At 66.5% G+C, this 20,136-nt stretch carries 18 protein-coding genes and 1 pseudogene; 3 read left to right on the top strand and 16 right to left on the bottom strand.

Going from position 1 to position 20,136, the window contains the following annotated elements; all coding sequences use genetic code 11:
* Window positions 1–15 precede the first annotated feature (15 nt).
* The 5 genes from JMF82_RS04395 to JMF82_RS04375 form a co-directional block, all read right to left on the bottom strand.
* Window positions 16–1,083 (bottom strand): nitronate monooxygenase, encoded by a 1,068-nt coding sequence (locus JMF82_RS04395; RefSeq protein WP_201313323.1) that lies wholly within the window; start codon window positions 1,081–1,083, stop codon window positions 16–18.
* A 112-nt stretch (window positions 1,084–1,195) separates the two neighbouring features.
* A complete protein-coding gene (locus tag JMF82_RS04390) occupies window positions 1,196–1,501 on the bottom strand; it encodes a hypothetical protein (protein ID WP_201313322.1) in 306 nt (101 codons plus the stop codon).
* Window positions 1,502–1,872: 371 nt separating this feature from the next.
* Entirely contained in the window at window positions 1,873–2,079 is a 207-nt protein-coding gene (locus JMF82_RS04385) for a hypothetical protein (protein WP_201313321.1), read from the bottom strand.
* A 143-nt stretch (window positions 2,080–2,222) separates the two neighbouring features.
* Entirely contained in the window at window positions 2,223–2,882 is a 660-nt protein-coding gene (locus tag JMF82_RS04380) for an NrsF family protein (protein WP_201313320.1), read from the bottom strand.
* Window positions 2,883–2,886: 4 nt separating this feature from the next.
* Entirely contained in the window at window positions 2,887–3,546 is a 660-nt protein-coding gene (locus JMF82_RS04375; RefSeq protein ID WP_201313319.1) for a sigma-70 family RNA polymerase sigma factor, read from the bottom strand.
* Between the two features lie 195 nt (window positions 3,547–3,741).
* On the opposite strand from JMF82_RS04375, the gene JMF82_RS04370 reads away from it, so the two are divergent.
* Both JMF82_RS04370 and msrB read left to right on the top strand, forming a co-directional pair.
* Window positions 3,742–5,463, top strand: coding sequence for a cytochrome c biogenesis protein DipZ (locus JMF82_RS04370; protein ID WP_201313318.1), 1,722 nt, complete (start codon window positions 3,742–3,744; stop codon window positions 5,461–5,463).
* A gap of 29 nt (window positions 5,464–5,492) precedes the next feature.
* Complete coding sequence (gene msrB / locus JMF82_RS04365; protein WP_201313317.1) at window positions 5,493–6,113, top strand: peptide-methionine (R)-S-oxide reductase MsrB; 621 nt, start codon at window positions 5,493–5,495, stop codon at window positions 6,111–6,113.
* A 104-nt stretch (window positions 6,114–6,217) separates the two neighbouring features.
* Here the strand turns inward: msrB and nadD are convergent, their stop codons facing one another.
* The 8 genes from nadD to JMF82_RS04325 form a co-directional block, all read right to left on the bottom strand.
* Complete coding sequence (gene nadD / locus JMF82_RS04360; protein WP_201313316.1) at window positions 6,218–6,853, bottom strand: nicotinate-nucleotide adenylyltransferase; 636 nt, start codon at window positions 6,851–6,853, stop codon at window positions 6,218–6,220.
* 151 nt (window positions 6,854–7,004) lie between these two features.
* Complete coding sequence (gene holA / locus JMF82_RS04355; RefSeq protein ID WP_201313315.1) at window positions 7,005–8,015, bottom strand: DNA polymerase III subunit delta; 1,011 nt, start codon at window positions 8,013–8,015, stop codon at window positions 7,005–7,007.
* A gap of 6 nt (window positions 8,016–8,021) precedes the next feature.
* Entirely contained in the window at window positions 8,022–8,588 is a 567-nt protein-coding gene (lptE, locus tag JMF82_RS04350) for an LPS assembly lipoprotein LptE (protein ID WP_201313314.1), read from the bottom strand.
* Between the two features lie 5 nt (window positions 8,589–8,593).
* A complete protein-coding gene (leuS, locus tag JMF82_RS04345; RefSeq protein ID WP_201313313.1) occupies window positions 8,594–11,353 on the bottom strand; it encodes a leucine--tRNA ligase in 2,760 nt (919 codons plus the stop codon).
* A gap of 201 nt (window positions 11,354–11,554) precedes the next feature.
* Window positions 11,555–12,169: a PqiC family protein gene (locus tag JMF82_RS04340; protein WP_201313312.1), complete on the bottom strand. Its 615-nt coding sequence runs from the start codon at window positions 12,167–12,169 to the stop codon at window positions 11,555–11,557.
* Window positions 12,166–13,833 (bottom strand): MlaD family protein, encoded by a 1,668-nt coding sequence (locus JMF82_RS04335; protein WP_201313311.1) that lies wholly within the window; start codon window positions 13,831–13,833, stop codon window positions 12,166–12,168. Before JMF82_RS04335 ends, JMF82_RS04340 begins: the two co-directional genes overlap by 4 nt.
* The gene (locus JMF82_RS04330; protein ID WP_201313310.1) at window positions 13,826–14,449 is read right to left on the bottom strand and encodes a paraquat-inducible protein A; all 624 of its coding nucleotides are present in this window, start codon (window positions 14,447–14,449) and stop codon (window positions 13,826–13,828) included. The genes JMF82_RS04335 and JMF82_RS04330 overlap by 8 nt, the downstream gene beginning before the upstream one ends.
* Complete coding sequence (locus tag JMF82_RS04325) at window positions 14,446–15,087, bottom strand: paraquat-inducible protein A (protein ID WP_201313309.1); 642 nt, start codon at window positions 15,085–15,087, stop codon at window positions 14,446–14,448. Before JMF82_RS04325 ends, JMF82_RS04330 begins: the two co-directional genes overlap by 4 nt.
* Before the next feature lie 217 nt (window positions 15,088–15,304).
* On the opposite strand from JMF82_RS04325, the gene trxA reads away from it, so the two are divergent.
* Window positions 15,305–16,174, top strand: coding sequence for a thioredoxin (gene trxA / locus JMF82_RS04320; RefSeq protein ID WP_236585290.1), 870 nt, complete (start codon window positions 15,305–15,307; stop codon window positions 16,172–16,174).
* 90 nt (window positions 16,175–16,264) lie between these two features.
* Here the strand turns inward: trxA and JMF82_RS04315 are convergent, their stop codons facing one another.
* The 3 genes and pseudogenes from JMF82_RS04315 to JMF82_RS04305 form a co-directional block, all read right to left on the bottom strand.
* Complete coding sequence (locus tag JMF82_RS04315; RefSeq protein ID WP_201313307.1) at window positions 16,265–18,253, bottom strand: S9 family peptidase; 1,989 nt, start codon at window positions 18,251–18,253, stop codon at window positions 16,265–16,267.
* A gap of 288 nt (window positions 18,254–18,541) precedes the next feature.
* Entirely contained in the window at window positions 18,542–19,732 is a 1,191-nt protein-coding gene (gene prpF, locus JMF82_RS04310; RefSeq protein ID WP_201313306.1) for a 2-methylaconitate cis-trans isomerase PrpF, read from the bottom strand.
* Window positions 19,733–19,820: 88 nt separating this feature from the next.
* Window positions 19,821–20,136 (bottom strand): annotated as a pseudogene (locus JMF82_RS04305) (Fe/S-dependent 2-methylisocitrate dehydratase AcnD); the annotation flags it as partial.

Here is a 20,136-nt window from a genome sequence, read left to right as displayed (position 1 = left end):
ACCCTGAAGCTCACGTCAAGCGAAACTGGCGCGCGCCGCGGCATATTCCTCAAGCAAGATCGCGACCAATTCGGCCGCCGGCAGGGCGCGGGACAGGCTCGCGGCCTGCCCGCACCATTCCGAGACGAGGTCACCCCGCCCCGCGGCGGCGGCGGCCTTTCTCAAGGGAGACGTGAGCGCGTTCATGACGGGATACGCCGGGAAGCTCCCCGCCTTCGGCTCCATCGCATCCACATAGGTATTGCGTCGCCCTCGCGCCGCGCGGCCCGAGAAGCTCCGGATGGTGGTGACGCGCGTGTCCTCGGTGGCAGGGATGTCCTGCTTCCAGGCAGAGGCTGCCGCAGACTCCGGACAGGCCAGGAAGGCCGTGCCCAGTTGGCTTACCGCCGCGCCCAGCATCTCCGCGGCGAGCATGCCTCGCCCGTCCATGATTCCGCCGCCGGCGATCAGGGGCACGTCCACCGCGCGCGCGGCCAGCCGGATCAAGGCGAACAACCCGATCATGGCCTCCTCGGGGGCGTGCAGGAAGGTGCCGCGATGACCGCCGGCTTCCGCTCCCTGCAGGCTGATGGCATCCACGCCCAGCGCTGCCCAGGCACGCACCTCGGCCAGCGATGTCGCACTGCCCACGACGGCGATATCGCGGCGCTTGAGTTCGTCCACCTGCCTGGGCGTCAGGAGGTTGAAGGTGAAGCTCGCAACGGCGGGACGCGCCTCGCACAGCGCGGCGAACTGATCGGAGAAACGCGGCGACCAGCGCTCCGGCCTGGTCGTGCGCACGGCCAGGCCCTCATGCTCCATCAGTGCATCCAGGGTGGCTCGCGCCTGGTCGATGGCGGCTTCGTCCGCGTGTGCATCGTCGGGCAACACGAACAGGTTGAGCGCGAACGGACGATCGGTCAGCGCGCGGATTTTCGCCGCGTCGTCGAGGATCGCCTGCGGCGCGAGATAACCCACGCCGTGTGAACCCAGGCCGCCGGCATGGGACACGGCCGCCACCAGCGCCGGTGTCGAAGCGCCGGACATGGGAGCGAGAACAAGGGGCTGGGTGATACCCAGGCGCCGCAGCAAACCGGTGTCCATGATCGAGTGCCCCGCCGCGTGGACGATGCACTATTACACCACGCCCGCACGGCGCCATGCCTAAAAACAAGGCTCCCGCGGGGGGAGCCTTGCTTGCCGACGCGGTTGGAAATCAGTGGCCGCTGGTCGAGGAGGAAGCCGGTTCGCTGCTCTTCTTGTGCTGCTTCTTGTGGTGCGAGCTGCTCTTGCCGGCGTCGCCCTTCATCGAATCATTGGCGGACTTCATCTCATCCGAGCCGGACTTCATGGCATCGGAACTCGACTTCATCGCATCCGAATTTGATTTCATGGCATCCGAGCTGGACTTCATCGCGTCCTTGCTGGTGTCCTGGGCAGACTGCGCCATGACAGGCGACACGGCGAAACCGAGAGCGAGGGCAGTGGCGAAGGCGAGTACGGCGTAACGGGAAACTTTCATGAGTGCATGTCTCCTGAAGCGGTGAGGTAACCGTGCGGCCATGCCGCACTTCCTTGAAACTGCCGGCGCCACCCCTCCCGAGCGACCCGACGATCCGTCACCGGCTTGCGCCGGCTCCGGCCACGCCACATCAGCAGTCCTGCCCGATGCGAACGACCCTTCCCTGGTTCGTGAAACACGTTGCCGGGTTTGCGCTCGTGTCGCGCACGCCGGGAACGGACCCAAGCGTATACCCATGCCCGGCAGGAAGATGCGACCGGCCGACATCGCCATTCAGCGTCAATATCGGCAGGCCGCGTGGGCCCAGGATCGTTTGCTGCAGTGCTCACGCACGATGGAAATCCGCTTTTTCTTGCGGGTGGTTGCCGAGGTCACTGGCCACCCGAAGCGCCGCCGCTGTCGCTGCCGCCGGACGCCTTCTTCATGCCGTCGCTGTGCTGCATCGCATCACCCTTTTTCATGGCGTCGTGCTTTTTCATGCTGTCGTGTTTCATGCCTGGAGCATCTTTCTTCATCATCGTGTCGCCGCTTTTCATCGCATCCTGCTTCATGGCAGTACCGGCGCTTGCCGGCTGCATGGCGTCCTGCGCGGACGCGATGGATACGCAGGCCAATGAGGCGGCAAGAGCCAGCGGAATGAAGTACTTCATGGGAGCTCTCCTGACGGATGGACGATGCGGCATGAGCCGCATGTGTTCCTTCGTTGCGATGGAGAGAGGCGTTACTTCAGTGCGGGTTGCAGCAGACGACCGCCCATCAGGGCGTTGACCAGCACCACGATGCCGACCGCGATCGCATGCGTGATGAGGTCGGTGACCGCGACGGCGAAACCGTGGCAGATCTCCAGCAGCGCCGCGGAAGCGGCCGCACTGGCGAGTCCGATCATCACCGCCGTCAGCACCGGCCGAAGCGGACAGGCGCGGCGCAGCAGCCACACCAGCAATGCAGAGAGCGGGATCGACAAGCTGATGATGAACATCAGGCAGTCGCCGGACTGATGTGCAGTGGCCACGGTCGCTCCCGGCACGACGACATCGCGCAGGCAGCCGAGCCCGCTGGCGCCCACCCACAACGCGAGCCCGGGCAGCGGCAGCCACGCCCATGCGGCGGAACGCCCGGGAACGCCCAGCGTAAACGCCGCCCACGCCGCCGACACCGCCGTGATCAGCGCGCCGATACCCGCGACGGCGATGTCCGGCTCGGCCACCCAGCGGCGGATCATGTGCTGCGCACCGTAATGCCACAGCAAGCCCAAGGCGATCGCCGCCACCAGCACCAGCCAGCCGATCGTGCGCATCCACGGCGGCGGCAGGCGCCGCACCGGGGTCAGCTGCACGCCCAGCGACTGGATCAGTGACTCGGGGAGTCGCGATTCGGACATGTGCTCAGGGCTCTCCATGGAAACGGGTTCGCAACGCCTTCATGGCGCGATGCAGATTCACTTTCAATGCGCCGGATTGACGACCGGTATGCGCCGAGGCTTCCGCCAGCGAGCGCTCCTTGAGGCCAAGCTGTTCGACCGCTTCGCGCTGGCCCGGCGGCAGTGTCGCGATCGCCTCGCGCAGACGGCGCGCGGCCTGTTCACGCTCGGTGGCGTCGGCGGCGTCGTGCTCGTCGGGGTGCATGTCGTAGGCTCGCTCGTCATGCAACTCGCGGTGCCCTCGCCGGCCCTGGCTCCGCAGCGCATCGATCGCGCGCCGTGCCGCAATGGCCGACAACCAGGCGTCGTACGAGCGCCCCGGATCGTAGGTGTGGCGCACCCGGTGCACGGTAAGCAGGGTCTCCTGCACCACATCGTCCGTCAGGTCCGCATCCACGCCCTGGCGTCGCGCCGCAGCGCGGATCAGGGGCACCGAGTCGGCCAGTACGCGCTCGTAGGACCGCCGATCGCCACCCTGGGCTGCCGCCATCCAGGCGGCACGCCGCCGCTCCGGCACATCGATGGCGCTTTCAGCGGCGTCACTCACGGCAAAGTCGGCCCGGATCCAGACAGGAAGGACGCTATCTAGAACCATCGGACGGGTGGCGGTCAAGGCGGCGGTCATGGAGAGGTATCGCGAAGGTCTTACGGTTATTCGGCGCAGGAAGTGTTTCCGTTACCTCGCGCGCCGGTTTTCACCGGCACGGGGCGCTGTTTCGGAAAACTCTCGCGGGGCAGCCCATGGGGAACCCCGCGCCCTGGTAACCGTGGCGCCGTGCCCGGCGAATACGTTCATGACTCCCTGATGGATGCTGTCTACATGCTCGTGCTGATCCTGGCCTACCTGGGTGGTGTGCTGACCATACTCAGCCCGTGCATCCTGCCCGTGCTGCCGTTCGTATTTGCCCGGGCGGACCGGCCTTTCGCCCGCAACGGACTGCCGATGTTGCTGGGCATGGCGCTCACCTTCGCCCTTGTCGCGACCCTGGCGGCGGTGGGTGGCGGCTGGGCCATCCGTGCGAACCAATATGGCCGCATCGTCGCCATGGTGGTGCTGGCGGTGCTCGGCCTCACCCTGCTGTCCAGCCACCTGGCCGAATGGATCAGCCGGCCATTCGTGGCGTTGGGCAACAAGCTGACCCAGCGTTCGGATGTGGAGGGCGACTCGGCGTGGTCCGCCGCGGGGCTGGGCGTGGCGACCGGCCTGCTCTGGGCGCCCTGCGCCGGCCCCATCCTCGGCCTGCTGCTGACCGGCGCGGCGTTGAATGGCGCCAGCGTGCAGACCACCCTGCTGCTGCTCACCTATGCGGCCGGCGCGGCCACGTCGCTGGCGCTGGCGCTCGTCGTGGGTGGTCGTGTGTTTGCACTCATGAAGCGCTCACTGGGCGCCGGCGAGTGGGTGCGGCGCGCGCTGGGCGCCCTGGTGCTCGCCGGCGTTGCCGCGATCGCGCTGGGCGTCGATACCGGCCTGCTGACTCGCGTGTCACTCGCCAGCACCGGTGGCATCGAACAAAAGCTGATCGATGCCGTACGCCCCGCGCCTGCGCCACAACCCATGGTGAAGGCCGGCGATCCGTTGCCGATCGAAGGCGAGTTGCCTTCGTTGGCAGGCGCCACCCAATGGCTCAACAGCACGGCGCTCTCGGCGCAATCGCTGCGCGGCAAGGTGGTGCTGGTCGATTTCTGGACCTATTCCTGCATCAACTGCATCCGTTCGCTACCTTACGTGCGTGGCTGGGCCGACAAGTACAAGGACCACGGCCTGGTCGTGATCGGCGTGCATGCGCCCGAATTCGCCTTCGAGAAGGAACCGCAGAACGTCATCAAGGCCGTGAAGGACCTTGGTGTCGACTACCCCGTGGCGCTCGACAACGAGTATGCGATCTGGAAAGGCTTCAACAACGAATACTGGCCCGCGCACTACTTCATCGATGGCCAGGGCCACATTCGCCACCACCATTTCGGTGAGGGCGAGTACGACCAGAGCGAGGACGTGATCCGCCAGCTGCTCACCGAAGCGGGCCAGACGAACCTGCCGGGCGGCTATGTACAGCCCGGTGCACAAGGTGCGGAAGCGGCCAGCTCGGGCGATGCGCAGCGCTCGCCGGAAACCTACGTCGGCTACGCGCGCGCCGAGAACTTCGCCGGCGGCCAAGTGGCGCACGACGACGCGTGGGACTACCGCGCGCCCGCCACGCTCATGGCCAATCAATGGGCACTCGGCGGCCGCTGGACCGTGCGCGAGGAAAGCGCGCGATCGGACAGCGCCACCAGCCGCATCGTCTACCGCTTTCGCGGACGCGACCTGCATCTGGTCCTGGGCCCCTCGTCGGACGGCAAACCGGTGCGCTTCCGCGTGACCATCGACGGCAAGGTGCCGGCTGCCGATCACGGCATGGATACCGATGCCGACGGCAATGGCACGGTGACCTCGCAGCGCCTCTACCAGCTGGTGCGCCAGGCGGGTGGCACGGGCGAGCGTACGTTCGAAATCACCTTCCTCGACCCGGGCGTGCAGGCCTACGCCTTTACGTTCGGCTGATCCACGCCAACCGCGTGATGGAGTCCACCATGTCTCGCACCCAGGATATCGTGATGCTGGAACGCCGCCGCTTCCTGCGTGCGGCATTGGCCGGAGGCGCCATCGCCGTCACAGGCGCGTGGTTGTTGCCGGGCTTCTCGCGACGCGGCATGTCGTCGGGAGACGCCATGGCGGCGACGCCCGCGGCGCAGGGCGAGGATCTCCTGCTCGAATGCTTTGCCGACGATGGCCGGCATCTCGGCAGCTGCCACGTGCGCAAGCTCGTGCTCAACGACGCGCAGTGGCATCAGCGGCTTTCCGATGACGCCTACTACGTGATGCGCCGCGAAGGCACCGAGCGCGCCTTCAGCGGCCCGCATGAAAAGCCGTCCGTGCCAGGCCTGTACCGATGCCCTGCATGCGACACGGCGCTGTTCGATGCGGCAACGCAGTTCGACTCCGGCACCGGATGGCCGAGCTTCTGGCAGCCGATCGCCAAGAAAAATGTCATCGAAAAGCGTGACAACAGCTTTGGATGGGAACGCACGGCGGTGAACTGCGCCGGCTGCGACAGCCATCTTGGCCACGTGTTCGATGATGGCCCGCCGCCGACAGGGTTGCGTTACTGCATGAATTCGGTGGCGTTGAGGTTTGTGCCGAGAACGTCGTAACCCGGCGCGTCCTTCTTTTGCAGGAGCGCACCCGGTGCGCGAAAAGCCTGAGGGGGCGTCGCTTCCTTTGGGCTCGCGCACTGGGTGCACGAGCAAGGAGACGCTCAGACCTTGCGGTAAGGCGCGAGAATCGACGGATCGTCGAACAGCCCGCAGGGCAGCAGATAGCGCGGGTCACGGCCTGCGGCCAACAGCTCGCGAACGCGCGTCGCCGAAATCTCCAGCGGCGTGACAGAGAGCTCGATCACCTTGCCTGCACGCAAGGCATGCAGGGCGGAGGCATCATCGATGAGCCGCGGCCCGATGGCGGCCAACAGCTCGTCAGACCATGCGACGTCCACGCCAGGGCGACTGAGCACGCCGATGTGGGCCACATCGAACAACTCGCGCCAACGATGCCACGAAGGCAGGCCGGCGAAGGCATCAGCGCCCAACAGCAGCACCAGAGGGCGATCGCCCTCTTCCTTCCGCAGCTCGACCAGTGTGTCGATCGTGTAGGACGGGCCGCTTCGTTCGAGCTCGCGCGCGTCGAGCGCGAGGCGCGACTGCTTCTGCAACGCCGCCTTCAGCATCGCCACCCGCTGTTGCGCATTCGCCAGTGGCGAGGGCCGATGCGGCGGGACACTGGCCGGCATCAGGCGCACATCGGCATCGAGCAGCTCGGACGCTTCCCAGGCCACGCTGAGATGCCCCAGGTGTATGGGGTCGAAGGTGCCGCCGAAAATCGCAAGGGGGCGCATGCTCATCTCCCCGCCGGAGAGCGCGCCGGGGCGGGGAAACACGTTGCGCCGGGGTCGATTGACGAAAAAGCACGCATGCGGTGATGGATCGAGGCGAGCACGCTCCCCTCACTCTGGCCCTCTCCCAAGAGGGGAGAAGTGCCGGCCATCGTCACGCGAGCGCCTGCGCCGCGCGCGGCTCGGCGATGGCGGCGATCAGGCGTTCCGCTTCGAGCCAGGGATCGCCCTGCTCGCGGCCCTTGGCCATGCGATCGATGCGGGCGGCGCGCGCGAGGCATTGCAGCCAGTGGTCACGTGGTGCACGTCGCAGTGCCTTGCGGAACAGCTGCTCGCGTGCGGGCCACAGGCGTTCGGCGCGCGCCTGCGCGGCGAAGTCGCGTGCGTTCGCCAGTCGCAAGGCGAGCTGCAGCTGGTTGACCAGCCAGCCCATCAGCGCGATCAGCTCGTCGCCCTCCGCATGCAGGCCATGCAGGATGCGCAACGCACGCCCACCCTCGCCCGCAAACGCGGCATCGGTGAGCTTGAATGCATCGTAGCGGGCACTGTCGGCGACCAGGCTTTCCATTTCCGCCGCGTCGATCTTGCCCTGGCCATGCAGCACGACCAGCTTGTCGATTTCCTGCGCAGCGGCAAGCAGGTTGCCTTCGACCCGCTCGGCGAGCAGCGCGGCGGCATCCGGCGTCGCGGACAGGCCGCGCGAAGCGAGGCGCGCACCAATCCACGCGGCCCATTCGTTCGGGCGCGGCGCATTGAAGACCACCATCGTGCCGGCGGCGTCGAGGTTCCTGGTCCACGCGCCTTCGTGCTTGTTGCTCCACTCGGTGGCGGTGATCAGCAAGGTGACGTCCGGCGGCGGGTTCGCGCAAAACTCGTTGATGGCCTTGGCGCCCTCGGTACCGGGGCGACCCGTGGGAAGGCGGAGGTCCAGCAGGCGGCGCGTCGCGAACAGGGACATCCCGGCCGCGGAACGCGCCAGGTCATCCCAGTCGAAATGGTTGCCGACGTCCAGCACTTCGCGCTCGGCGTACCCGAGCTTGCGCGCCTGCGCACGCAAGGCGTCGGCGGCCTCCAGCACCAGCAGTTCTTCGCCGGCGAGCAGATACACCGGCTGCAGATGATCCGCCGTCAGCGACTTCTGCCATTGGGCGGCATTGAGCGGCATGGCGGCTCAGTGCGTGCTGCTGGCCGGCGCCGGGGCCGGTTCGGCCGCCTGGACAGCTTGCGCAGCCGTCTGTTCCGGATGGCGGCCGGCGGCCTGCAGACGGAACAGCACGGCCTGCACCATGTCGTCGTTGAGGCTGCTGTGGATCGCATCGACCTGCGCCGTCGTACCGATGGTATTGGTGGCGTCGTAGCTGAACTCGCGCGACATGTCGATGCGCTGGCGCTGCACCAGCGGTTGGCCGGCGCCGTCGTGAACCTCGAACTGCACCTGGTAGCGCACGGTGTATTCCGTAACGCGCGCCTGGCCGCTGACGGTGAGCGTCTCCGTGCTGAAGGACGCCACCGGCACGCTGAGCTCTGCGATGTCGGCGCCCGCGTGGTCTTCCACGGTGGCACCGGAGCTGGCCAGTGCGCGGGCAAGGCCTCGCTGCAGGTTGATGTCGCCGTTGACCGTGACATGCACCCGCTGCATCGCCGGCGGCAACGCCACGCTCTGGCGCAGGTGGAAGCCGCATGCCGCCAGGGCGAAGGTGGAGATCAACAGCAGCGAAGCTTTGAACACACGGCTCATGGATTTCATCCTGCGACGATGTTGACGATCTTGCCCGGGACCACGATCACCTTGCGCACGGCCTGGCCCTCCAGGAAGGCTTTCACGTTCGGCTGCTGCAGGGCAAGCGCCTCGGCCTCTTCCTTCGACGCGTTGGCCGCGACCTCGATGGTACCGCGCAGCTTGCCGTTGACCTGCACGGCCAGGGTGAGCGAGTCGCGCACCAGCGCGGCGCTGTCCACCTGCGGCCACGGCTGGTCTTCCAGCACCGACGGCGCGTGACCCAGCACCTGCCACAGCGCGTGGCTCACGTGCGGCACCACCGGGTTGAGCAGCAGCACCATGGCCTCCAGCGCCTCGTGGCGCACGGCGCGGCCCTGCTCGCTCATGTCGTTGAACTTGTTGAGCGCGTTGAGCAGCTCCATCAGCGAGGCGATGGCGGTGTTGAAGGAATGGCGGCGGCCGAAGTCGTCGCTGACCTTCTGGATCGTCTCGTGTACCTGGCGGCGCAAGGCCTTCTGGCCGGCATCGAGGGTCGACACGTCGACCACCGGATGATCCGGCTGCGAGGCATGCGTGGTCACCTCGCGCCAGAAGCGACGCAGGAAGCGCGCCATGCCTTCCACGCCGGCCTCGCTCCATTCCAGCGACTGTTCCGGCGGCGCGGCGAACATGGAGAACAGGCGCACCGTGTCGGCGCCGTACTTGTCCACCATCGCCTGCGGGTCGATGCCGTTGTTCTTGGACTTGGACATCTTCTCGGTGCCGCCGATCTTCACCGGCTCGCCGTCGCTCTTCGAACGTGCGCCGATCACGCGCGCCTTCTCGTCGCGTTCGATCTCGACATCGGCCGGGTTGATCCAGTCCTTCGAGCCATCGGCGTTGTCGCGATAGAACGTCTCCGCGATCACCATGCCCTGGCACAGCAGGTTGGTGGCCGGTTCGTCGGACTTCACCAGGCCCGCGTCGCGCATCAGCTTGTGATAGAAGCGGAAATACAGCAGGTGCAGGATGGCGTGCTCGATGCCGCCGATGTACTGGTCCACCGGCAGCCAGTAGTTGGCGCGCCCGTCGACCTGGTCGTGGGCGCCCGGGCTGGTGTAGCGGGCGTAGTACCAGCTCGACTCCATGAAGGTGTCGAAGGTGTCGGTTTCGCGCTCGGCCGCGCCGCCGCACTGCGGGCAGGTGGTCTTGCGCCATGCCGGGTCGGCCTTGATCGGCGACTGCACCCCGGAGAACGCGACGTCTTCGGGCAGCACCACCGGCAGCTGGTCTTCCGGCACCGGCACGGCATCGCAGGTGGGGCAGTAGATCACCGGGATCGGGCAGCCCCAGTAGCGCTGGCGGCTCACACCCCAGTCGCGCAGGCGCCAGTTCACGCGGCGCACGCCGGTGCCCTCGCGCTCGAAGCGGGCGGCCATGGCTTCGAAGGCCTGGTTGTAATCCATGCCGTCGAAGTCGCCGGAGTTCACCAGGTAGCCGCGCTCGGTATAGGCGCTGTCCTGCTGGACGCTCTTTTCGAAATCTTCGATCAGCTGCACCGCCGCCGGCACGTCGTACACGTCCACGCTGCCGACGCCGAGCGCGGCACGCAGCGGGTCGGAACCGACGCCCTTGGCCAGGTCGTGATGGATCTCGGCCACCGCGTCGAGCACGGCGCGATTCACCACCACCATCTTGATCGGCAGGCCGTACTTCTGGGCGAATTCCCAGTCGCGCTGGTCATGGCCGGGCACGGCCATCACCGCGCCGGTGCCGTAGCCCCACAGCACGAAGTTGGCGACGAACACCGGGATCTTCTCGCCGGTGAGCGGGTGGATGGCTTCGATGCCGGTATCCATGCCGCGCTTTTCCTGCGTCTCCAGCTCGGCTTCGGACACGCCGCCGTGCTTGAGCTCTTCCAGGAATTCAGCCAGCTTCGGATTGTCCCGCGCGGCCTTGATCGCCAGCGGATGCTCGCCCGCGATGGAGACGAAGGTGACGCCCATCAGCGTGTCGGGACGCGTGGTGAAAACGGTGAGCGGTTCGCTCTCGCCTTCCACGTCGAAATGGATTTCCAGGCCTTCGGAACGACCGATCCAGTTGCGCTGCATGGTCTTCACCGCGTCCGGCCAGCCCGGCAGCGTATCCAGGCCGTCCAGCAGCTCCTGCGCGTAGTCGGTGATCTTGAGGAACCACTGCGGAATCTCGCGCTTTTCCACCAGCGCGCCGGACCGCCAGCCGCGGCCGTCGACCACCTGCTCGTTGGCGAGCACCGTCTGGTCGACCGGATCCCAGTTCACCACCGCGTTCTTGCGGTAGGCCATGCCCTTTTTCATCAACCGCGTGAACATCAGCTGTTCCCAGCGGTAATAGTCCGGGCGGCAGGTGGCGAATTCGCGGGTCCAGTCGTAGGCGAAGCCCATGCGCTGCAGCTGGCCGCGCATGTGCTCGATGTTCTGGTAGGTCCACTTGGCCGGCGCGGTCTTGTTCTTGATCGCGGCGTTCTCGGCGGGCAGGCCGAACGCGTCCCAACCCATCGGCTGCAGCACGTTCTTGCCCTGCATGCGCTGGTAGCGGCTGATCACGTCGCCGATGGTGTAGTTGCGCACGTGGCCCATGTGCAGCGCGCCGGAAGGGTACGGCAGCATGGAGAGGCAGTAGAACTTGGGCCGCGAGGCGTCTTCCTTCACCTCATAGGCGCGATGGTCGCGCCAAAAGTCCTGAGCGGCGGTTTCCACCGCCTGCGGCTGGTAGCCCTGCTCGTTGCCCTGGTCCTGGGAAACCTGATCCTGAATGTCCTGCATGTGTCCGGCGCCGTGATGTTTTTCTCAGTCGGCAATGACTGATGGTGAACGCGGCAGACTAGCAGAACTGGCGTGAAACCGCCCTACGACGCCGTTTTTCCTGTAGGAGCGCACCTTGTGCGCGACAAGCCTACGGAGCGGCGAGATTCAAACGCCGCGGTCGCGCACAGGGTGCGCTCCTACAGCAGGGATCTGCGTGCTTCAGCTGTTGGGGCAGCTGGCTGGCTGGCCGCCGGCCAGGGCGGCGGCTACTGCGCCGATCTGGCCAGCCAGGTGGGCGACGGCCTGCTGATGGCCCTGCACCAGGGCGTCGTAGCCTTCGCCCACGGTCTCGCTGATGCGGCTCATGCATGCCAGTGGTTCGCCACCCTTCAGCGAACGCACGCTCCAGGCGGCATCGAGGTAGGCATAGCTGCCGGGCACGGAGTCGAACCGGCGCACATCGACCTTGATGCGTACGCTGGCCTTGCCCTGGGCAGGCAGGCCGGTGATGTCCTGTGCGTGGAAATCACGCGCGAGGTCGGCCGACAACGCCCCGCGCACTTCATCCCCCAGCGGGGCAATCCAGCGCTGGCCCTGCAGTACCGCTACGCCCTGCCCGCCCTGGCGCACGACCAATTGCGGCTGGTCGACCTGGGCCGGGACGGTGACCGGCAGCAGCTCGAACTGGAACGGCTGCGCCGAGGGCGCGACGGTCGCCTCGGTAGCGGGGGCCGGCACCAGGGTGAAGTAGCGGATCGGCGGCACCGAACTGCACGCGCCAACCACGAGTGCGAGCAGGGCCACGCCCAGGTTCAGGGTTCGGGCACGGATCATGGCTTGCTCCCTTGTGCCGGCGCGGCCGGCGGCGGCGTGGGCTGCAGCTTGTCGTCGGCGCGACGCCCGCGCAGCAATGCGTCCGGATGATCGCCCAGGTAATCGGTGAGCACGCGCAACGAACGCGCGGCGCGCTGCAGTTCCTGCAGGGTGCCGCCGAGGTTCTGCTGCAGCGGCGCATCCGGCGCGAAGGCGCTGTTGGCGGTGCCCAGCGTCTGCTGTGCGCCCTTCAGCGTGTTCTTCATTTCCGGCAGTACGCTGCCATTGACCTGCTTGAGCGTGCGATTGAGCTCGGCCAGCGACTGGTCGAGGTTCTTGCCGATGCTGTCGAACGGCACCTTCTGCAGCTTGCCCACGATGTCGGCGATCTGCTGCTGGATCTTGTCCAGGTCGCCCGGTGCGGTGGGTATCTCCAGCGGCCTGGCGGTGCCATCGAAAGCCACCTTTGGCGCCTTCGGCAGGAAGTCCATGGCGATGTAGAGCTGGCCGGTCAGCAGGTTGCCGGTACGCGCCTGCGCGCGCAGGCCATGCTCGACCAGGCGCCCCATCATCTGGGACATCTGCTCGTCGTCGCCGCGGGCCCTGGCCAGCGCCACGAGTTTGTCGTGCGCCTTGCCCAGGCGCGCCGGATAGACCACGGCGCCCACGATGGTCGGGAAGGTCTGGGTCTTCTCGTCGAAATCGAGGTTGACCGACACCACGCGCCCGAATGGCACGCCGAGGAATTCGACCGGTGCATCCACCGCCAACCCGCGCAAGGACTGGTCGAAGCGCATGCGGATGTACTTGGGTTCGCCATCCGGCGGCGCCATCGCGGTCGCGCGATCGTTGAACAGCCGGTAGGCGGCATCTTCCTGCGCGGGGGTGGCGTCATGCGGCCCCGGCGGGTCCTGGAACGCCACGCCGCCCGCCAGCACCGTCGCCAGCGACTGCGTGTTCACCTTCAGGCCATCCGCGCCCAGCGACACGTCGATGCCGCTCGCATTCCAAAAACGCGAGGAGGTGGTGACGAACTGGTCGTTCGGCGCATCCACGAAGATCTGCAGGGTGACGCCCTTGCCGTCCTTGTCCAGGTGATAGGTGGACACGCGGCCGACCTGGATGCGGCGATAGTAGACGGGCGAGCCGATATCGAGCGAGCCGAGGTCATCCGCATGCAGGTCGAAGGTCTTGCCCGGCGCGCCATGGGTCACCGGCGGCGGATTCTCCAGGCCGGTGAACTCGCTCTTGGGCTCGCGCGACTCGCCCACGTCGGCACCGATGAAGGCGCCCGAAAGCAGGGTATCGATGCCGGACACGCCGCCCAGGCCGATGCGCGGCCGCACCACCCAGAACCGCGTATCCGCCGTGGCGAAGCCCTGCGCGCTCTTCTCCAGCGCCACCTTGGCGATGATGCGGGAGCGGTCCTCGCTGAGTCGCACGGCGGTCACGCGGCCGATGATCACGTTCTTGTACTTCACCGGCGTCTTGCCCGGGTCCAGGCCCTCGGCGCTGAGGAAGCTGATGCTGACCGTGGGGCCGGCCTCCAGCCAGGCATGGATCACCAGCGAAAGGCCGACCAGCGCCGCGATGATCGGCACCAGCCATACGATCGACGCGTTGATGCGGGGTCGCCGCACCACCGGTTCGGGCAGGTCCTGATTGATTGGCTTGTCGTCAGTCATCGAAGTCCCTGCCATCCCAGATCAGTCGGGGGTCGAACGTCATCGAGGCCAGCATGGTAATGATTACCGTGAGGCCGAAGTACACCACGCCGGGCAAGGGCTCGACCTGGCTGAAGAAACCGAACTGCACCAGCGCCGTGAGCAGCGCCACCACGAACACGTCCAGCATCGACCAGTAGCCGATGAATTCCACCAGCCGGTAGAGCTTGGAGCGCTGCCGCTGCGCCCATCGGCTGCCCCGCTGCGCGCTGACCAGCAAGAGGCTCAGGGCGAAGAACTTCAGCACCGGCACCACGATGCTCGCGGTGAACACGATGATGGCAAGATCGGGGGAGCCTTTCACCCACAGCTCGATGATGCCGCTGAGGATGGTGTTGTCGTCCACGTCGCCCACGCTCACCGTGCGCATGATCGGCAGCACATTGGCGGGCAGGTAGAAGATGAAAGCCGCGATCAGCAACGCCCAGGTGCGGCTGTAGCTCGCCGACTTGCGCTTGTGCAGCGCCGACCCGCAGCGCGGGCACGCCGCATTCGGCGCCTCGACGTCACGGCACACCAGGCCGCATACGTGGCAGCCGACCAGGCCCAGGTCGCCGGCGCGCGGCAGCCCGTTCACGCGGACCTCTCTTCGGTGACGTCCCACAGGCGACGCACGTCGATGCTGGAGAAAGCCGTGATGATCAGCATCAGTACGCCATAGGCGAAAATGCCCGGGTTGGGGATCACGTCGAAGTACATGTGCGCCTTGACGATGGCCACCAAGGCGCCGAGCACGAACACCTCGCTCATGGTCCACGGCCCGATGCGGTACAGCGTCACCATGGCCCAGCGGAATCCAGGCGCGCGGCGTCCGGACCGCGCGTACAGCGACACCCAGCCCAGCAGCAGCATCTTGACGATGGGAAAGAAGAACAGCGTGGCGGCCGCCAGCACGGCCACCACCTGCGCATGCTCGCGCCACATCATCACGATGCAGCCCCACAGCGTGGTGCTGATCAGTTGCCCATTGAGGCCGAGGGTGACGATGGGCCAGATGTTGGCCTGGATGAAGGCGATCATGGCCGTCACCACCAGCGCCAGTATGGCGTTTACCGACAAGCTGTGATGGCGTGCCAGGATCGCGTCGCAACGCGCGCAGCGAGCCACCTCGCCACACGCCAGTTCACGCCGGCGATAGACGGTGTCGCAGTGCTCGCAGATCCACAGCGTAGGTGGAGCGATGCCGGTTTTGACGCCTTGCGCGGGCCTGGTCATTCCGTGATTTTCGCAAATATCGCTACCAAACGCCGATAGGACCTTGGACACCCTGTTACACGGCCCTCCCTGAAGCGATGGTAAGCGATCGCGGTCGCGCCGCCCGCACCCGGCCCCGTCCCGTCATGCTCCCGTGAAATGGGGCGGAACATGCTTAACCCTTGATATGCTGGGCTTTGCCCTGATCTGTGGGCCCATCCGTCAACGGGAGTTTCCAGTGAGTGCCACGACCGCCGATACGCATGTCTTCGACGTGCGCGAGGACAACTTCGAAGCCGAGGTGCTGCAGGCCTCGCTGACCACGCCCATTCTCGTGGACTTCTGGGCGACCTGGTGCGGCCCGTGCAAAACCCTCGGCCCGATGCTCGAAAAGCTGGCTGGCGAATTCAACGGCGCCTTCCGGCTGGCCAAGGTCGACGTGGACAAGTCCCAGCAGCTGGCCGGCATGTTCGGCATCCGCAGCATCCCCACGGTGATGCTGGTGAAAGATGGCCAGATCGTCGACGGTTTCGCCGGCGCCCTGCCCGAAGGCCAGCTGCGCGAGTTCCTGCTGCGCCACGTGCAGCCGCAGGACGGCGAAGCCGCCAACGACGACGGCGAAACGGCCGTCCAGGAGTCGCCCGAAGAAGCCGTGAGCCGCCTCCAGCAGGCGATCGCCGCGGAACCCGAGCGGACCGAGCTGAAACTTGATCTCGCCCTTGCACTGATGTGGGCTGGCAACGTGGAGTCGGCGGAAGCCGAGCTCGCCGCCCTGCCCGCCAACCTCGCCACCGATCCGCGGGCCGTGCGCCTGCGCAGCCAGCTCGACCTGGCGCGCGCGCTGAAGGGAGCGCCGTCGGTGGCCGAGCTGCAACAGCGCATCCATGCCAACGCGGCCGACTGGGAAGCGCGCGACCTGCTGGGTGTGCGCCTGTTGCTGGACGGCGATTCGGCGGCCGGACTGGACCAGTTCCTCACGACGCTGGAAAAGGCCCGCGACTGGAACGACGGCCAGGCGAAGAAGCGCCTGCTGGCCGCCTTCTCCACGCTGGATGACGCGGAACTCGTCGGTCGCTATCGCCGGCGGATGGCGTCGTTGCTGTTCTGAATGACGCGCAGGCCGCTTCGCGGCCCGCATCCCTGGCTGGCAACGCCCCCGACACGTCGGCAACCGCCGCGATGCCGGGGGCGCATCGCGTCAATGCGAACCGGCGCCCGCAGCCGGACCGTTCAAGTTGCGGTCCAGGAATTGCGTCACCCGCTCGAACAGCTCGGCGGTGTTCTTTTCGTCGTAGAAGCCATGCCCCTCGTCAGACTTGTATAGCCATTCGTGGGCTATGCCGCGCTTCTGCAACGCAGCGTGCAGGTTCTCGCCGTGCTGCGGCGGCACGCGCGTGTCCTGGCCGCCCACGATCAGCATGACGTTTGCCTTGAGCTTGTCGAGCTGGTTGATGGGTGAGCGCGCAGCCAGCGTGGCAGGGTCGCTGCCCAGCGAGTAGCGAAGATAGCTCTTGCCTGACACCCAGTCCGAGATGTCGCCCTTGGAGTACATCATGGAAAGATCGTACACACCGACATAACCGATCGCGCAGCGATAGAGGTCAGGCTCCTTGACCGCTCCTTCAAGCGCCGCATACCCCCCATAGCTTCCGCCGAAAATGCACACGCGGCCGGCGTCGGCAATGCCTTGCTTGATGGCCCAGTCCGTCGCGTCGGTCAGATCGTCCTGCATCTTGCCGCCCCATTCGCCGAAACCGTTCTCGATGAACGCATTTCCATAGCCACTGGAGCCGCGGTAGTTCACCTGCAGCACGGCGTAGCCATGGGTGGCGAGCGCCTGCACGTACGGGTCGTATTCCCACTTGTCGCGGACGCCGAAGGGCCCGCCATGGACGTACAGCACCAGGGGCATGTGCTTGGCCTGCTCCTTGCCCGGCGGCGTACTCAGGTATCCGTGCAGGGTCAGGCCGTCCCTCGCCTTGAATTCGACAGGCTGCTTCTCCGCCATCGCCATCGGCTTGATCCAGGGCGCGCGCTGCAACAACGGAACCGCCTTGCCCGTTGCCCTGTCCCACAGATAGAACGTGCCCGGATCCATGTCCGACGAAGCGAGCGCGACGGCCTTGGTGCCATCGTCGGTGCCCGAGACGATACGCACACTTTCACCCGGCAGATCGTGCGAGAGGGCGATGATCGCCTTCATGCTGTCCGATTCGGGTGCAAACGCCTCGGTCGTCGGCGTGGCCGGCATCGAATACACGCCGACGACGTCCTGACGGTCAATGCTGTAGACCAGGTCCGCCGCGCTGGCGACCTCGCTGCTCCATACGGGCTCCGCCATGGCCTGCTTGTCGACCTCCCAGGGACAGACCGCGCCCGCCTTGCCGGGAACGTCGCAGGACATGTAAACGACGCTGTCGTCGCGATTGAATGCGAGAGGAATAGGCACGTCCTTCTTGGCGGTCGCCTGGAACAAAAGCGTCCAGGGTTTGCCATCACCCTCGCGGTAGTGCACCTGCATGTAGGCATGGCTGTCCACGCCCAAGGCAAATCGCACGACACCATGATGGTCGGTGACGAATTCGGCCTTGCGCACCGGCGCCGTGGCCACTTGGTGCTTGCTGCCGTCGCGGACGTCCATCAGGAATATCTTCGTGTAATCACCGTCGACGCCGCTGTCCCATGGCGTGACACCAATCAGCACGTGATTTTCGTCGCCGCGCAGCGTGTCGATGATCTCCGCACTGGCCCGCTCGGGCTGGCGCTGCTGGATCAGCGAGGCCTTGAATGACGGGCTCGCGCGATAACCGAACAGCAACTGCGCGCCACCACCATCCGCGTTGACGGCAAAGATTTCGCCGGTGGAGAACGGGCGATCCCAACCTGCCAGCTTGGTGCCTTCGGTATAGAGCACGCGACGATCGTTGACCCACCAGAAGTCGACGACCTGGTTGCCTTCACGCGGCTTGATCATGACGCCGCTTTGCTTGGCGAGATCCACTAGCGCCAATAGCGGCTTGCCATCCACGACGGTGGTCGCGGCGACGTAATGGCCATCCGGCGAAATCTTCACTTCCTGGTACTGGACATGGCGTGCCAGATCGGCAAACGCCACGCTTCCCGCCCATGCATCACCCAGCACCAAGCAAAGCGCGCAGGCAGCCGCGCGCTTGAAAAGCGTCTTCATAAGCCCCCCTTTTTACGCCCGCCCCCAAGCGGTCGCGTTGGGGCGAGTATAGGTAGCCGGCCGCAAGTTCATAGAGGGGCTACGGGGCCAACCGGATGGCGCCCTGGCCGGACCCACGAGACGGCCATGCTTATGCCGCCCCAAGGCGGCATGGCAGGGAACCAGGCCAACGGCCTCGCTTATCGCCTTGCGAACCATCGGTGGGAGGTACGCCAGCCTCCCGCCACAACAACTGCCACGCGATGGGCTGGCCGACCCCAGCCACGTATGGGCCGAAGCCGACTCAGTTCAGAACGACCCGCCCGGCACGCGCACCCAGCCTTCCATCAGTACGCGCGCGCTGCGGCTCATGATGGCCTTGGTCACCGCCCACGCGCCGTCCACCAGCTTTGCCTCGGCGCCGACGCGCAGGGTCCCCGACGGATGGCCGAAGCGCACCGCCTGGCGCTCGCCACCACCGGCCGCAAGGTTCACCAGGGTGCCCGGGATCGCTGCGGCCGTACCGATGGCCACCGCTGCCGTACCCATCATCGCGTGATGCAATTTGCCCATCGACATCGCGCGCACGAGCAGGTCGACATCGCTGGCCGCCACCGGCTTGCCGCTGGAGGCGACGTAGTCGGCGGGCGTGGCGACGAAAGCCACCTTGGGGGTGTGCTGGCGCGTGGCGATTTCATCGAGCGACTTGATCAGGCCCATGCGCAGCGCACCGTGCGCGCGAATGGTTTCGAACATCGCCAAGGCCTTGGCGTCGCTGTTGATCGCGTCCTGCAGCTCGGTGCCGGTGTAGCCGATCGCCGACGCCTCCACGAAAATCGTGGGAATGCCAGCGTTGATCATGGTGGCCTTGAGCGTGCCGACGCCCGGCACATCCAGGTCGTCGACGAGATGTCCCGTCGGGAACATCGCGCCGCCGGCACCTTCCTCTTCGGCCGCCGGATCCATGAATTCAAGCTGCACTTCGGCCGCCGGGAACGTCACGCCATCCAGTTCGAAATCGCCGGTTTCCTGCACTTCGCCGTGGGTCATGGGCACGTGCGCGATGATGGTCTTGCCGATATTGGCCTGCCAGATGCGCACGGTGGCCATGCCGTCATGCGGAACGCGCCCGGCGTCCACCAAACCACTGGCGATGGCAAACGGGCCCACGGCCGCCGAAAGATTGCCGCAGTTGCCGCTCCAGTCGACGAAGGCCTTGTCGATCGCCACCTGGCCGAACAGGTAATCCACGTCGTGGCCGGGTCGGCTGCTCTTGGAAACGATCACCGTCTTGCTGGTGCTGGAGGTGGCGCCGCCCATGCCGTCGATCTGCTTGCCGTAGGGATCGGGGCTGCCGATCACGCGCTGCAGCAGCGCATCGCGCGCAGCGCCGGGCACCTGCGCGGATGCCGGCAAGTCTTGCAGACGGAAGAACACGCCCTTGCTGGTGCCGCCGCGCAGGTAGGTGGCGGGAATGCGGATCTGGGGTTGATGGCTCATGGAAATCCTGTGTCTACGCCATGTTGCTTTCTCCCCTCTCCCCCTGCGGCGACGCGAAGCTAGTCCCGTGGGAGAGAGGGGCCTTGCGTTACGCGGCCTGCGAAGCCTCGATGAAGTCCTGCGCGAAGCGCTGCAGCACGCCGCCAGCCTCGTAGATCGACACTTCTTCGGCGGTATCCAGGCGACAGGTCACCGGCACCTCGACGCGCTCGCCGTTCCTGCGGTGGATGACCAGCGTAAGGTCGGCGCGCGGCGTGCGCGCCCCGACCACGTCGAACGTCTCGGTGCCGTCGATGCCCAGCGCCTTGCGGTTGGCGCCCGGCTTGAACTCCAGCGGCAGCACGCCCATGCCGATCAGGTTGGTGCGATGGATGCGCTCGAAACCTTCGGCCGCGATGGCTTCC

The organism is Dyella sp. EPa41 (assembly GCF_016586165.1).
Lineage (GTDB): Bacteria > Pseudomonadota > Gammaproteobacteria > Xanthomonadales > Rhodanobacteraceae > Dyella.
The sequence above is the reverse complement of the archived record's forward strand: the minus strand, read 5'-3'. Positions and strand labels throughout refer to the sequence as shown.